This is a genomic window from Corynebacterium sp. HMSC11E11, from assembly GCF_001807025.1.
Taxonomy (GTDB): domain Bacteria; phylum Actinomycetota; class Actinomycetes; order Mycobacteriales; family Mycobacteriaceae; genus Corynebacterium; species Corynebacterium freneyi.
In genome coordinates, this window is the sequence record NZ_KV787150.1 from 1 (window position 1) to 14,736 (window position 14,736).

Below are 14,736 nucleotides of genomic sequence, written 5' to 3' on the forward strand. Positions count from 1 at the left end.
GGCCCGCAGCGCCCGGCCGAGCTCCCGGGCCCGCGAGCGCTCCACTCGCACGAGCAGCCGACGCACCGGCGTGCCGGGTTCGATGCCCGCCGGCGGCCGTCCCCCGGGCGGCATGTCGACCGGGCCGAGGATTTCCGCGCCCTCCGGCGGCTCGAAATCTGCCATGAAGCGCTCCACGCCCTCGGCGGTGCCGTCGATCGCCGCCATCCTCGTCGCCGGAGGCAGTCCGGCGGCGTCGCGGTCGGCGAGTTCCCGGGCGGCGGCGCCGGTGACGTCCCACGTGAGCAGGTCGCCCACCACCGGCACGGCGGCGTCGGCGTCGATGACCACGTGTCCGCCCGCGGCCGCCGGCCGCACCAGATGCACCGCCCGCGCCCACGTGGCCATCGCCTCCTCCTGTGCCCGCAGGTCCTGGCGGTTCATCGTCGCCCACGTGTCCAGGATCAGCGCCGCACCGTAACCGCCGGGCACCTTCGGCTCGGCGCCGGGAGTGGCCACGACGATCCGCGCCCCGCCCTTGACTTCGTCGAGGATCCGCTCCCCCGACGACGAGATCACCGGATGCGGCCGGAACGTGCGCCCCAGTTCCTCGGCGGTGCGGTCGGAGCCGATGATCACCGGGCGGATCCTCGTGCCGCCGCAGGAGTGGCATCGGTGCCGCACGTCGACTCGGCCGCACCAACGGCACGTCGGCGGTGCGGCGTCGCCGGCCATGTCGGGCGACGGGCCATGCGGAATCTCCAACGGCCCATTGCAGTGCCGGCACCGTGCGGGCGTCCCGCACCGCGCGCACGCCAACGTGGGCACGTATCCCTTGCGGGGCACCTGGACCAGCACCGGCAGATCGTCGCGCAGCGCCGCGGCGGCGATGCGGAATGCCGCGGCGGGCAACCTGCCGCGGGAGACGTCCTCGGGATCGGCCCCGGTGTCGGCGGTGGCGACGATGTCGGGCATGCGGGCGGTCAACGTCTCCACCGTGGGCACCAGTCCGTGGGCCCACCCGGACTCGACGAGCAACTCCACCTCGGCCGTGCGCGTCGCCGACGCGAGGATCAGCGCGCACCCCTCCAACGCCGAGCGGGTGACCAGCACGTCGCGGGCGTGGATGTACGGGGCGCGGGGATCGACGAGATTGTCGTCGCCGTCGTCGAGGATGACCGCCAACCGCAGATTACGCACCGGCGCATACGCCGCCGACCGAGTGCCCACCACCAGGCGCCCCTGCCCGTGCAGGATGTCCAGGTAACGCCGATACCGCGATTCGGGGCCGAGGCCGGCGGCGAGCGTCGTGATCTGCCGGGGGCTGACCAACTCCCGCAGAGCCGCCTCGACCGCGTCTAGCGCCCGCTGATCCGGCACGACGACGAGCACCCCACCGCCGTCGCGGGCGACCGTCACGGCCAACTCGGCCAACCGCGCGGCCACGTCCTCCCCCGGTGCCGGATGCCACGCCGCCCTGGCGTGGGCCCCGGAGCGCACCGCCCGCACAAAAGACCCTCCGAAGGCGTAGGCGTTCCATGCCGACAGGTCGACGTCGTCAAGCTCCAGCCGCCCCAACTCCTCCCACGACGGCCCCGGACCCGCGCCACGCGCCTTCTCCGCCCGCGCATGCCGCGACGGAACCGCCGAACGGATGATGTCCGACCGCACGCCCGCGTACAGCTCCGCCAGCGAATCGACCAGCGCCGCCAACTGCGGCGGATACACCACCTCCGGCGACACGACGTCCTTGATCGGCGTCAGCGCCCCCTCATGCTCCGCCGACGCCGCCCGCTCCAACACGATGCCGTTGACCAGCTGCCCCGCGAACCGGATGCGCACCCGCGTGCCCGGCAGCGCCTGCGCCGACAACGTCTCCGGCACCGAATAGTCGAAAAGCCGGTCCAGCTGCGGCAACCCCAGCAACGGCAAAACCCGGGCCACCGGCCGGTCGGCCATGGTGTCCCGGGTCGTCGTCATGGCAACCCATCTTAGAGACGGGCCGCCGCGAATGCCCCATCGACGGAGGCGCTACACGCCCGCCGCCGCACGCAGCTCCGTCACACGGTTGACCCGCTCCCACGGCAGGTCCACGTCGGACCGGCCGAAGTGACCGTAGGCCGCGGTCTGCGCGTAAATCGGGCGCTTGAGCTCCAGCTCCCGGATGATCGCCGCCGGACGCAGGTCGAACACCTTGCGGATCGCGTCCTCGATGGTGCGGCGGTCCACGGTGCCCGTGCCGAAGGTCTCCACGTACAGGCCCACCGGATTCGCGCGGCCGATGGCGTAGGCCACCTGCACCTCCACGCGGTCGGCGAGGCCGGCGGCGACGACGTTCTTGGCCACCCAGCGCATGGCGTACGCGGCGGAACGGTCGACCTTCGACGGGTCCTTGCCCGAGAACGCGCCGCCGCCGTGGCGGGCCATGCCGCCGTAGGTGTCGACGATGATCTTGCGGCCGGTCAGGCCGGCGTCGCCCATCGGGCCGCCGACGACGAACGAACCCGACGGGTTGATCAGCAGCGTCAGTTCCGACACGTCGAGGTCCGGCAGGCCCTCGGCGCCGAGCACCGGGTCGATGACCTCGCGGCGCAGGTCCTCCTCCAGCCGGGCATGGGTGACGCCCGGGTTGTGCTGGGTGGAAATGACCACGGTGTCGAGCGCGACCGGCACGTCGTTGTCGTCGTAGCCGACGGTGACCTGGGTCTTGCCGTCCGGGCGCAGGTAGTCGAGGGTGCCGTCCTTGCGCACCTCCGTCAGGCGGCGGGCCAGGCGGTGCGCCAGCGCGATCGGCAGGGGCATCAGTTCGGGGGTCTCGCGCACGGCGTAGCCGAACATGAGGCCCTGGTCGCCGGCGCCGGCGCGGTCGTCGGCCTCGATCTCGCCGCCGGAGCTGCGGGACTCCAGCGACTCGGTGACGCCATCGGCGATCTCCGGGGACTGCTCGCCGATGGACACCGACACGCCGCAGGTGGTGCCGTCGAAGCCCTTCTCCGACGAGTCGAAGCCGATCTCCATGAGGCGACGGCGGACGATGCGCGGGATCTCCACGTAACCGGTGGTGGACACCTCGCCGACGACGTGGACCAGGCCGGTGGTCACGACGGTTTCGACGGCGACGCGGCTGTCCGGGTCGACCTCGAGCAGGGCGTCGAGGATCGCATCGGAGATCGAGTCGCAGATCTTGTCCGGATGCCCCTCGGTGACGGATTCGCTGGAGAACAGGCGAAGGTCGTGAGCCACGGAAAGCCTTCCTAACCGCGCGGTGGTTTCCCGCCGCGCCGGGTTCGTTGTCTGGGTACCTGCCGAATCATAGACCAAGCGGTTCATTCGGTACCGCAGGGGGTACCGGTGACGGGTCGTGTCGCGTGACGACGCCCGTCGTCAAGCCCGAGCGGCCGCAGTGCGGGACACGGCGTCGAGGATGCGCGACGCCACGGCGTGCTTGGAACCGCGCGGCACCTCGTCGACCGAGCCGTCGGCGGAGAGGATCCATCCGACGTTGTCCTCGGCGCCGAAGGTGGCGCCGCCGGAGACGTCGTTGCACATGAGCAGATCGCAGCCCTTGCGGGCGAGCTTCGCGGTGGCATGCTCCAGCGGCGTGGCGGTCGCGTCGCCGGTCTCCGCCGCGAAGCCGACGATGATCGTGTCGGCGTCGAGCTCGCCGTCGGCGCGGCGGCGGACGGTGGCGGCGAGGATGTCGGGGTTTTCCACCAGGTCGATGCGCGACAGGGCGTCGTCGGACGCGCCCTTCTTCAGTTTGGCGTCGGACTCGGAGGCGGGACGGAAATCGGCGACCGCGGCGGCCATGATGACCACGTCCGCCCCCTGCGCCTCCTGCGCCACGGCGGCGTCGAGATCGCGGGCCGAGGTGATCGACCGCAGCGTCACGCCGGGCGGGGTGTCCAGCGCGTCGACGGCGCCGGCGATGAGGGTGACGTCGGCGCCGCGCTGGGCGGCGACGTCGGCCAGGGCGAATCCCTGGCGGCCGGAGGAATGGTTGCCGATGAAGCGCACCGGGTCGATGGCCTCCCGGGTGCCGCCGGCGGTGATGACCACCCGCTTGCCCTCGAGATCGCGGGTGAACGCCGCGGGCTCCTCCACGGCCAGCAGCGCGAACTTGGCGATCTGCTCCGGCTCCGGCAGACGCCCCGGGCCCGTGTCGACGCCGGTGAGCCGGCCGTGCGCGGGATCGAGGACGATGGCGCCGTGGCGGCGCAACGTGGCAACGTTGTCGCGGGTGGCGGGATGGTTCCACATCTCGGTGTGCATGGCCGGCGCGTAGACGACCGGGCACGTGGCCACCAGCAGCGTCGCGGTGAGCAGATCGTCGGCGCGGCCGTGGGCCGCCCGCGACATCAGGTCGGCGGTGGCGGGTGCGACAACGACGAGATCGGCCTCCTGGCCGACGCGCACGTGGCGGACCTCGTCGACGGCGTCGAACACCTGGGTCGACACCGGGTTGCCCGACAGCGCCTCGAAGGTGGCGGCCCCGACGAAGTTCAGGGCCGACGGCGTGGGCACCACGCGAACGGAATGTCCGCGTTCGGTGAAGGCCCGCACGAGGTGGCACGCCTTGTAGGCGGCGATCCCCCCGGACACCCCGACGACGACGTTGAGCCGACCATCACCCGCCATGCCGCTGCCCGCCACGTCTCAGCCCGCCTAGCCCTCGGTGTGCTCGAGCAGGCCCGCGTTGATCTCGCGCAGCGCGATGGACAGCGGCTTCTCGGCCACGCCCGGGGTCACCAGGGGGCCGACGTACTCGAGCATGCCTTCGTCGATCTGCTGGTAGTAGTCGTTGATCTGCCGGGCGCGCTTGGCCGCGAAGATCGCCAGCGCGTACTTCGACGACGCGGTCGTGAGCAGCTCGTCGATCGGCGGGTTGGTGATGCCGACCGGCGGGTCGAAGACGGCTTCGGGGGCGGCGGTGCTGTCCTGGGTCACTGTGACGATCTCCCTGTCCTGGTAGTGAAAGCCTGTATGTGAACCGCATGCGGCGAGAGCATGCGAGCCGGGTCCCGGCGACGGTGTCCGGCGTGTGAAAAACCGGCGGCGGCGTCGGAATGGCGGACCATTCCGGCTCCGACCGCCGGCGGGTCATTTCCCGAGCAGTGCCGCGCTGATCTCCGCGACCGCCCGGTCGACGTCCTCGTTGACGACCCTCTGGTCGAACTCGCCCATCGCGTCCATCTCGGTGCGCGCCGTTTCCAGCCTGCGCTTGATGTGCTCCTCGGATTCCGTGCCGCGGCCGGTGAGCCGCTCCACGAGAACCTCCCAGCTGGGAGGGGCGAGGAAAAGCAAGTGCGCGTCCGGAGAGGACTGCCGGATCGACCGGGCTCCGGCGAGGTCCACCTCGACGAGCACCGGACGGCCGGCGGCGAGGGCCTCCTCCACGGGGCGTCGAGGGGTTCCCGAACGCTGCAGGCCGCCATGGATGTCGGCCCATTCCAGCATCTCGCCGGCGTCGATGCGCCGGTCGAACTCCTCGCGGTCGACGAAGAAGTAGTCACGGCCGTCGACCTCGCCCGGGCGCGGGGCCCGCGTGGTCATGGAAACGCTGAAGTAGAGGTCCGGGACCTCGGCGCGGAGCCGGTCGACGACGGTCGACTTGCCCACGCCGGCGGGTCCGGAAAGAACCACGAGGCGAGAAGCGGAGTCCCCGGACATGGCGATTACTCGGCGGAGAAGCCGAAGCGCTCCAGCAGGGCGCGACGCTGACGGTCGCCGAGGCCGCGCAGACGGCGGGTCTGGGCGATCTCCAGGTCCGTCATGATCTCCTGGGCCTTGACCTTGCCGACCTTCGGCAGGGCCTCGAGAAGGGCGGAGACCTTCATCTTGCCGATGATCTCGTCCTCGTCGGCCAGCTTCAGGACCTCGGGCAGATCGGTCGCACCGCGCTTGAGCTTGTCCTTCAGCTCGGCGCGGACCTTGCGGGCCTGGGCGGCCTTCTCGAGGGCGGCTGCACGCTGCTCGGGGGTCAACTGCGGAAGGGCCACGGGTTCCTCCGTTAAAAAATTAGACGTTTCGGGATGGTCCGGTCATTCGGACCGGAGGTGACCGTACCTCACCAACACGATTTCGTGTCAATGCGCCGCGCGTGTCGTCCGGGTTGGAGACATCACGCGGCCCTTCGTGCGACCGGCGGCTGCTTTCCGACGACCTGCGGAATCTCCCGTGAGGAACCTCCGCGACCGTGTGAGCCGCCGACCGGCGCGACGGCCGATCAACTCCGGCAATCATAGCACCGGTTGTCTCAGCGCAAGAACCGCCGTCCCTGCGCAGCCTCCGCCTAACGGCTGGTGGCTGGGCTGGAACGGCGGTTCGCGACGTTCGGTGTGCGGCGTCTGCGCTACGCGGGATACTCCCCCGCCGCGTCGGCGACGGCGCGCGCGAGCGCCTCGGGGTTCGGCCCATGGCGCAGGATGCCGCGCGAGATGTTCGGCAGCGCCAACCGGGCGCAATCGCCGGCGAGCCTGTTCACGTCCTCCGGGCCCGCGCCCTGGGCGCCGACTCCCGGCATGAGGATCGGCCCGTTCAACTCGTCGAGGCGCGGCGCGCGGTCGAGGGTCGCGCCGACGACGACTCCAACGGGACCGCACTCGTCGCCCGCCGAGATGTGCGGCGCGTTGCGCTCGGCCGCGCGATCGACGATGTCCTGCGACAACGCCACGGACGCGCCGTCGCGGTCGACCACCGCGTCCTGCACCGACCGGCCCTCCGGATTGGAGGTCGCCGCCAGCACGAACACGCCGCGTCCGGTGTCCTCCGCCAGCGACAGGGCCGGTTCGAGGGAACCGAAGCCCAGGTACGGCGACACCGTCACCGCGTCGACGGCCAAGGGGGAACCGTCGGAAAGCCATGCATCGGCGTAAGCCGCCATCGTCGATCCGATGTCGCCGCGTTTGGCGTCGGCCAGCGTCAGGGCACCGCCGTCGGCCAAGTCCGCCAGCGCCCGCTCGAGGATCGCGAAACCCTTCGAGCCGTACGCCTCGTAGAAGGCGACCTGCGGCTTGACCAGCGCGACCGTGCCCGCGAAGGCTTCGACGCAGATGCGGGTGAAGGTCTCCACGCCCGCGGCGTCGACCGTCAACCCCCAGTCGCGCAGCAGCGACGGGTGCGGGTCGATGCCCGCGCACAGGCGTCCACGCTGCTTCGTCGCGGCGACGAGACGCGAACCGAAGCTCGCGCGCCCGGCGCCGGCCGAAGAAGCGGAGGTGGCGTTATCCGGCACCGCGCACCTACTGACCGAGGACGTGCAGGTCCTGGAGGGCCCGCACCTCCATCTCGTTGTTGCGCACCGCGGAAATGCCCTGGACCGCCGCGACGGCGCCCTGGACCGTGGTGACGCACGGGATGTTCATGGCCACCGCCGCCGCGCGGATCTCGTAGCCGTCCGAGCGGACGTCGGCGGAACCGACCGGGGTGTTGATGACCAGGTCGACCTCGCCGCCGCGGATGACGTCGACGATCGTCTTCTCGCCGGCGACCTCCGGGCCATCCTCGGTGAGCTTGTTGACGACCTCGCACTCGATGCCGTTGCGGCGCAGCATGCCCGCCGTGCCGTGGGTGGCCAGGATTCGGAAGCCGAGGCCGGCCAGGCGCTGGATCGGGAAGACCAGCATGCGCTTGTCGCGGTTGGCCAGCGAGACGAACACCGTGCCTTCGGTGGGCAGCTCGCAGTAGGCTCCGGCCTGCGACTTCGCGTACGCCGCACCGAAGTCGCCCGCCAGGCCCATGACCTCGCCGGTGGACTTCATCTCGGGGCTGAGCAGGCTGTCGAGCTCACGGCCGTCCGGGCTGCGGAAGCGGTTGAACGGAAGCACGGCCTCCTTCACCGCGATGGGTGCCTCCGGCGGCAGCGAACCGCCGTCGACGTCGCGCGGCAGCATGCCCTCCTCGCGCAGCTCGGCGATGGTGGCGCCCATCATGACGCGGGACGCGGCCTTCGCCAACGGCACCGAGGTGGCCTTCGACACGAACGGCACCGTGCGGGATGCGCGCGGGTTCGCCTCGATGACGTAAAGGGTGTCGTCGCGCAGGGCGTACTGGACGTTCATCAGGCCCTTGACGCCGATGCCGTGCGCCAGCTTGCGGGTGGACTCGCGGACCAGGTCGATGATGCCCTGGCCCAGCGTCATCGGCGGCAGCGCACAGGCGGAGTCGCCCGAGTGGATGCCGGCCTCCTCGATGTGCTCCATGACTCCGCCCAGGTAGACCTCGTCGCCGTCGCACAGGGCGTCGACGTCGATCTCGATGGCGTTGTCCAGGAACCGGTCGACCAGCACCGGGTGCTCGTCGGAAAGCTCCGTGGCGCGGTTGATGTAGTCCTCCAGCGTGGCCTCGTCGTAGACGATCTCCATGCCGCGGCCGCCCAGGACGTAGGACGGGCGCACCAGCACCGGGTAGCCGATGGAGTCGGCGATGTCGCGCGCCTCCGCGAAGGAGGTGGCGGTGCCGAACTTCGGGGCCGGCAGATCGGCGGCGGCGAGGACCTTGCCGAATTCGCCGCGGTCCTCGGCCAGGTCGATGGCGGCCGGGGTGGTGCCGACGATGGGCACGCCCGCCGCCTCGAGGCGCTGCGCCAGGCCCAGCGGCGTCTGGCCGCCCAGCTGGACGATGACGCCGGCGACGGTGCCCGACTGCGACTCCGCGTGGTAGACCTCCATGACGTCCTCGAACGTCAGCGGCTCGAAGTAGAGGCGGTCGGCGGTGTCGTAGTCCGTGGACACGGTCTCCGGGTTGCAGTTGACCATGACGGTCTCGTAGCCGACGCGGGACAGCTCGAGCGCGGCGTGGACGCAGGAGTAGTCGAACTCGATGCCCTGGCCGATGCGGTTCGGGCCGGAGCCGAGGATGATGACCTTCTCCTTCTCGGTCTGCGGCGTGACCTCGGACTCGGCGGCCGGGTCGAGTTCATAGGCCGAGTAGTGGTACGGGGTCTTTGCCTCGAACTCGGCGGCGCAGGTGTCCACGGTCTTGTAGACCGGGTGGACGCCCAGGCGCCAGCGCAGCAGGCGCACGCCCTCTTCGCCGGCGAGCTCCGGGCGCAGCGCGGCGATCTGGGCGTCGGACAGGCCCCAGTACTTCGCCTCGCGCAGCAGATCCTCGTCGACGACGGAGGCCTCGAGCAGGGCGGTGCGAATGTCCTGCAGGTTTTCCATCTCGGTGATGAACCACGGATCCAGGCCGGAGGCCTCGTGGATCTGGTCGACGGTGGCGCCGAGGCGCTGGGCCAGCTCCACGTCGTAGATGCGGCCCTCGGTCGGGCGCTTGAGGTCCGCCAGCACGGCGTCGACGTCGGTGGCGCGGTCGCCGGCGAAGTACTCGTCGGGCTGGGTCCAGAAGCCGGCGGGCTTGGACTCCAGCGAACGCATGGCCTTGCCGAGCGCGCCGATGTAATTGCGGCCGATGGCCATGGCCTCGCCCACGGACTTCATGGTCGTGGTCAGGGTGTCGTCGGCGCCCGGGAACTTCTCGAAGGCGAAGCGCGGGGCCTTGACGATGACGTAGTCCTGCACCGGCTCGAAGGCCGCCGGGGTCTCGCCGGTGATGTCGTTGGTGATCTCGTCGAGCGTGTAGCCGATGGCCAGCTTCGCGGCGATCTTGGCGATCGGGAAGCCGGTGGCCTTCGACGCCAACGCCGAGGAACGCGACACGCGCGGGTTCATCTCGATGGTGATGAGGCGGCCGTCGCGCGGATTGAGGGCGAACTGGATGTTGCAGCCGCCGGTGGCCACGCCGACCTCGCGGAGGATGGCGATGCCCTGGTCGCGCATGACCTGGTACTCGCGGTCGGTCAGCGTCAGGCCCGGGGCCACGGTGACCGAGTCGCCGGTGTGGACGCCCAGGGCGTCGACGTTTTCGATGCAGCAGATGACCACGACGTTGTCGTCGCCGTCGCGCATGAGCTCGAGCTCGAATTCCTTCCAGCCGAGGATCGACTCCTCGATGAGGACGTTGGCCTCCGGCGAGGCGGCGAGGCCGCCGCCGGCGATGCGCTCCAGGTCCTCCTCGGTGTACGCCAGGCCGGAGCCCAGGCCGCCCATCGTGAAGGAGGGACGGACGACGACGGGCAAGCCCAGTTCCTTGACGGTCTCGTGGACCTCGTCCATGTTGTGGCACACGCGGGAGCGGGCCGACTCGCCGCCGATCTTGGCGACGATGTCCTTGAACATCTGGCGGTCCTCGCCACGCTGGATGGCGGGGATGTCCGCGCCGATCAGCTCGGCGCCGTACTTCTCCAGAATGCCTTCGCGGTCCAGCGCGATGGCGGCGTTGAGCGCGGTCTGGCCGCCGAGGGTGGCCAGCACGGCGTCGATCGGGTGACCCTCCGCGGCTTCCTTGGCGAAGATCTTCTCGATGTAGGACGTCTGGATCGGCTCGATGTAGGTGGCGTCGGCGAACTCGGGGTCCGTCATGATCGTCGCCGGGTTGGAGTTGATCAGCGTGACGCGCAGCCCCTCCTCGCGGAGGACGCGACACGCCTGGGTGCCGGAGTAGTCGAACTCGCAGGCCTGGCCGATGACGATCGGACCGGAACCGATGACCAGGACGTGATTGATGTCGTTGCGGCGAGGCATGTTCTAGTTCTGGCCTTCCTGGTTGTTCGAGCCGGCGCGGTCCATCAGCGCCATGAAGTCGTCGAAGAGGTTGTGGGCGTCATGCGGGCCGGCCGCCGACTCCGGGTGGTACTGCACGGAGAAGGCCATGCCCGACTCGAGCGCGACGCCCTCGACGGTGTCGTCGTTGAGGCAGGTGTGGGTGACGCGGGCCGGGCCCCACGGGGTGTCGAAGCTCTCGCCCGCGGTGCCCTCGAGGGCGAAGCCGTGGTTCTGGGCGGTGATGTAGATGGTGCCGGTGACGTGGTCCTTGACCGGCACGTTGATGCCGCGGTGGCCGAAGCGCATCTTGTAGGTGTTCAGGCCCAGGGCACGGCCGAGGATCTGGTTGCCGAAGCAAATGCCGAACAGCGGCATGCCGTCGTCCAGGGCGTTCTTGGCCACCTGGACCATCGCGTCGGCGGTGGCCGGGTCGCCGGGGCCATTGGAGATGAACACGCCGTCCGGGTCGTGGTCCTTCTTGATCTGCGGGTACGGGGTGTTCGCCGGCACGACGACGACCTTGGCGCCGCGCTTGGCCAGCTCCCGCGGGGTGTTGGCCTTGATGCCGAGGTCATAGGCCACGACGGTCGCCGTCGGCTCGCCCTCGGGTTCGATGACGTAGGTCTCCCCCACCGTGACCTCTTCGGACAGGTTCGCGCCGGCCATCGACGGCTGCGCGCGGACGATCTCCACGAGTTCGTCGACGGGCTTGGCGGCGTCGTCGCCGGAGAAGATGCCCGCTGCGATGGAGCCGTGGTCGCGGATGTGGCGCACGAGGGCGCGGGTGTCGATCTGGCGGATGCCGATGAGGCCCTGCCCGACCATTTCGTCGACCAGCGTCCGCTTGGTGCGCCAGTTCGACGGCGCGCGGGACAGGTCGCGGATGACGTAGCCTGCGGCCCAGATGCGGCCGTCGCGGGACTCGGAGTCCTCGTCGTTCCAGCCGGTGTTGCCGCTCTGCGGCGGCGTGGCGACGATGATCTGCCGGTGGTACGACGGGTCGGTCAGGGTTTCCTGGTAGCCGGTCATGGCGGTGGTGAAGACCGCCTCGCCGAGGGTCGTTCCGGTGGCGCCGAAGCCTCGGCCGCGGAAGACCTTGCCGTCGGCGAGGACCAGGACCGCGGGGGTGTTCTTGTCCGCGGGGGCGTTGCTCACGTGGCTGCCTTTCTCGATGTTCTCCGCATGGAGCATGTCGTCTTTGTGGTGCTTGCCCATCAGGCGTCGGCCTTTCCGTCGAGGGCCGTGACGCGGCCGCGCAACACGGTGGCGGCGACGGAGACGGCCATCTCCATGTCTTCGTAGGGGGTGTTTTCGGCCTTCGACGCCAGGTCGGCGCCGCGGACCGTCCAGGGGCGGCCGGGGTCGACGACCGTGAGGTTCGCGGGCTCGCCGACGGCGATGGGGCGTCCGTGGCCGGGCAGGCGGACGATCTCCGCCGGCCGTTCGCTCATGACCTTCGCCAGCCAGCGCCAGTCGCAGGGCCCGTCGAGGACGAACTCCTTCGCGATGATCGGCAGCGAGGTCTCCAGGCCGAGCATGCCGGGCTTGGCGTGCTCGAATTCGCAGCACTTCTCTTCCGAGCCGTGCGGCGCGTGGTCGGTGGCCACGCAGTCGATGACGCCCTCGATGAGCGCCTCGCGCAGCGCCGCCGCGTCGCGGTCCTCGCGCAGGGGCGGGTTGACGCGGTTGACGCCGTCGAAGGTCTCGAGGCGGGCGTCGGTGAGGATCAGGTGATGCGGGGTGACTTCCGCCGTCAGCGGGATGTCGCGTTCCTTCGCCCACTTGACCAGTTCCACGGTGCCTTCGGTCGACGCGTGGCAGATGTGCATGCGTCCGCCGTAGTCGCGGGCCATGATCGCGTCGCGGGCGACCATGGACTCCTCGGCCACACGCGGCCAGCCGCCCAGCCCCAGGCGGGCGGCGGTCGGCCCCTCGTGGGCGACGGCGCCCTTGGTCAGGCGGGGATCCTCGCAGTGCTGGGCCAGCAGGACGTCCTCGCCGCGGGCGTACTCGATGGCGCGGCGCATGATCTGCGGGTCGTCGACGCACTTGCCGTCGTCGGAGAACATGCGGACCTTGGCCTGCGAGTCGGCCATCATGCCGAACTCCGTCAGGCCCTGGCCCTTGAGTCCCTTGGTGATGGACCCGACCGGGTGGACGTCGCACAGGCCGATGGCCTGGGCCTTGAGCCACACCGACTCGGCGATGGCGGGGTCGTCGGTGACCGGCGCGGTGTTGGCCATGGTGAACACGGCGGTGAAGCCGCCGCGCGCGGCCGCGGCCGAACCGGTCGCCAGGGTTTCGGTGTCCTCGCGGCCCGGCTCGCGCAGGTGGACGTGGATGTCCACGAGCCCGGGCAGCAGGATCAGCGAATCGAAGTCGAGCACCCGTGCGCCCTCGCCGGCCTCGACGTCGGCGCCGATGGCGGCGATGACGCCGTCGCGGATGAGGACCTTGACGTCCTCGCCTTCGCCGTAGGGGCGCACGCCGGTCAGCAGGAGCTCGCCGGGCGCGGCGGCGGCCAGGGGGCCGACGGGCGGGAACGCGGAATCGTCGTGGTGGTTCCCGGTGGTGGTTCCGGTCGTCGTTCCGGTCACTGTGCCGCTCCTTCCGGGGAGAACGAGGTTTCGGCCGTCAGCAGCGTGAACAGCACCGCCATGCGGACGTGTACGCCGTTGGACACCTGCTGCAGCACCGCGGTGCGCGGCAGGTCGGCGACGTGGTCGTTGATTTCCATTCCTCGGAGCATGGGGCCCGGGTGCATGACGACGCAGTCGTCGCGAAGCAGCTTCTCCCGGTCGCGGGACAGGCCGTACCGGGTGGCGTACTCGCGGTGCGACGGGAAGAATCCGCCGTCCATCCGCTCGGCCTGGACGCGCAGCATCATCACCGCGTCGGCGTCGGGCAGTTCCGGCTCCATGCGGTGGGCCACGCGCACCGGCCAGTTCTCCACGCCGAAGGGCAGCAACGTCGGCGGCGCGACGAAGACGACCTCAGCACCCAGCGCCGACAGCAGGTCCGCGTTGGACCGGGCGACGCGCGAGTGCAGGATGTCGCCGACGATGACGACCTTGCGGCCCTCGATGCCGCCGAGTCGCTGGCGCAGCGTCACGGCGTCGAGCAGCGCCTGCGTCGGGTGCTGGTGCTTGCCGTCGCCGGCGTTGATGATCGCCGGCTGCTGACCGTGCTTGCCGGTCCAGTCGGCGATGAGCTTGGCCGCGCCCGACGCCGGGTGGCGCACGACGATGGCGTCGGCGCCGATGGCGTCGAGGGTCAGCGCGGTGTCCTTGAGGCTTTCGCCCTTCTTCACCGACGACGACGACGCCGAAATGTTGATCACGTCGGCGCTCATCCACTTGCCCGCGGTTTCGAACGACGCGCGGGTGCGGGTCGAGTTCTCGTAGAAGCAGGTGAAGATGGTGCGGCCGCGCAGCGTCGGCAGCTTCTTGATCTCGCGGCCCGCCAGGGCCTCCCGGAAACGGTCGGCCTCGTCCATGAGGCCCACGATCTCGTCCTTGGACAGATCGGCGATGCTCAGCAGATGCTTCACGACGCCCGCGTCCTGCTCAGGATCACCGCGTCGCGGCCGTCGATGTCCTCGACGAGGACCCGGACGTCCTCGTGGCGGGCGGTCGGCAGGTTCTTGCCCACGTAGTCGGCGCGGATCGGCAGCTGGCGATGGCCGCGGTCGACCAGCACGGCCAGCTGGATGATGTCCGGGCGCCCGATGTCGTTGAGGGCGTCGAGCGCGGCCCGGATGGTGCGTCCCGAAAACAGCACGTCGTCGACGAGCACCACGATCGTGCCGTCGATGCCGGCGTCGGGGATCCGCGTCGGCTGCAGCGCGCGATGCGGGCGGTTCCGCAGATCGTCGCGGAACAGCGTGATGTCCAGGGAGCCGGTCTCCGGCTTCACCCCGGAGTACTCCTCGATGCGCTCGGCCAGCCGTTCGGCCAGGGGCACGCCGCCCGACGGGATGCCCAGCAGCACCACCCTCGGCGCGCTCGATCCGTCCAACGCGGTCTTTTCGATGATCTGGTGCGCGATGCGCGCGACGGTCCGACCGACCTCGTCGGCGTTCAGCAGTTCCGTCGTATCTGCGGAAGTGCCGTCGACCGGGGTCGCCGGGTTCGTGTTGTCGCTCATCGTGACC

Annotated in this window: 12 protein-coding genes; all 12 read right to left on the reverse strand. The window is 70.5% G+C overall.

Annotated features, from left to right (window positions below; translation table 11 throughout):
* Window positions 1–1,959 (reverse strand): primosomal protein N' (locus HMPREF3121_RS07900; protein WP_141743039.1); only part of this gene is annotated, 1,959 nt, incomplete at its 3' end.
* Window positions 1,960–2,010: 51 nt separating this feature from the next.
* Window positions 2,011–3,222, reverse strand: a complete 1,212-nt coding sequence (gene metK, locus HMPREF3121_RS07905; RefSeq protein WP_070521934.1) for a methionine adenosyltransferase — start codon at window positions 3,220–3,222, stop codon at window positions 2,011–2,013.
* A 141-nt stretch (window positions 3,223–3,363) separates the two neighbouring features.
* On the reverse strand, window positions 3,364–4,617 hold the full coding sequence (coaBC, locus tag HMPREF3121_RS07910) for a bifunctional phosphopantothenoylcysteine decarboxylase/phosphopantothenate--cysteine ligase CoaBC (protein WP_070521937.1): 1,254 nt from the start codon (window positions 4,615–4,617) through the stop codon (window positions 3,364–3,366).
* 27 nt (window positions 4,618–4,644) lie between these two features.
* Window positions 4,645–4,926, reverse strand: a complete 282-nt coding sequence (gene rpoZ / locus HMPREF3121_RS07915; protein WP_035124002.1) for a DNA-directed RNA polymerase subunit omega — start codon at window positions 4,924–4,926, stop codon at window positions 4,645–4,647.
* 153 nt (window positions 4,927–5,079) lie between these two features.
* Window positions 5,080–5,649 carry a guanylate kinase gene (gene gmk / locus HMPREF3121_RS07920; RefSeq protein ID WP_070521940.1) on the reverse strand — a complete coding sequence of 190 codons (570 nt, stop codon included), beginning with the start codon at window positions 5,647–5,649 and terminating at the stop codon, window positions 5,080–5,082.
* A 5-nt stretch (window positions 5,650–5,654) separates the two neighbouring features.
* Entirely contained in the window at window positions 5,655–5,978 is a 324-nt protein-coding gene (gene mihF / locus HMPREF3121_RS07925; RefSeq protein ID WP_035123998.1) for an integration host factor, actinobacterial type, read from the reverse strand.
* Window positions 5,979–6,331: 353 nt separating this feature from the next.
* Window positions 6,332–7,213 (reverse strand): orotidine-5'-phosphate decarboxylase, encoded by an 882-nt coding sequence (gene pyrF / locus HMPREF3121_RS07930; protein WP_070521943.1) that lies wholly within the window; start codon window positions 7,211–7,213, stop codon window positions 6,332–6,334.
* A 7-nt stretch (window positions 7,214–7,220) separates the two neighbouring features.
* Window positions 7,221–10,562, reverse strand: coding sequence for a carbamoyl-phosphate synthase large subunit (gene carB / locus HMPREF3121_RS07935; RefSeq protein WP_070521946.1), 3,342 nt, complete (start codon window positions 10,560–10,562; stop codon window positions 7,221–7,223).
* A gap of 3 nt (window positions 10,563–10,565) precedes the next feature.
* Entirely contained in the window at window positions 10,566–11,738 is a 1,173-nt protein-coding gene (gene carA / locus HMPREF3121_RS07940) for a glutamine-hydrolyzing carbamoyl-phosphate synthase small subunit (RefSeq protein ID WP_070522065.1), read from the reverse strand.
* A 59-nt stretch (window positions 11,739–11,797) separates the two neighbouring features.
* Window positions 11,798–13,180, reverse strand: a complete 1,383-nt coding sequence (locus HMPREF3121_RS07945) for a dihydroorotase (RefSeq protein WP_070521949.1) — start codon at window positions 13,178–13,180, stop codon at window positions 11,798–11,800.
* Entirely contained in the window at window positions 13,177–14,133 is a 957-nt protein-coding gene (locus tag HMPREF3121_RS07950; RefSeq protein WP_035123990.1) for an aspartate carbamoyltransferase catalytic subunit, read from the reverse strand. The genes HMPREF3121_RS07945 and HMPREF3121_RS07950 overlap by 4 nt, the downstream gene beginning before the upstream one ends.
* Entirely contained in the window at window positions 14,130–14,729 is a 600-nt protein-coding gene (pyrR, locus tag HMPREF3121_RS07955; RefSeq protein WP_070521952.1) for a bifunctional pyr operon transcriptional regulator/uracil phosphoribosyltransferase PyrR, read from the reverse strand. The genes HMPREF3121_RS07950 and pyrR overlap by 4 nt, the downstream gene beginning before the upstream one ends.
* Window positions 14,730–14,736 lie beyond the last annotated feature (7 nt).

Excerpts from the sequence above, each read along its gene's own strand:
- coaBC (WP_070521937.1), bottom strand. The coding sequence starts at position 4,617 with ATGGCGGGTGATGGTCGGCTCAACGTCGTCGTCGGGGTGTCCGGGGGG.
- pyrR (WP_070521952.1), bottom strand. The coding sequence starts at position 14,729 with ATGAGCGACAACACGAACCCGGCGACCCCGGTCGACGGCACTTCCGCA.
- gmk (WP_070521940.1), bottom strand. The coding sequence starts at position 5,649 with ATGTCCGGGGACTCCGCTTCTCGCCTCGTGGTTCTTTCCGGACCCGCC.
- carB (WP_070521946.1), bottom strand. The coding sequence starts at position 10,562 with ATGCCTCGCCGCAACGACATCAATCACGTCCTGGTCATCGGTTCCGGT.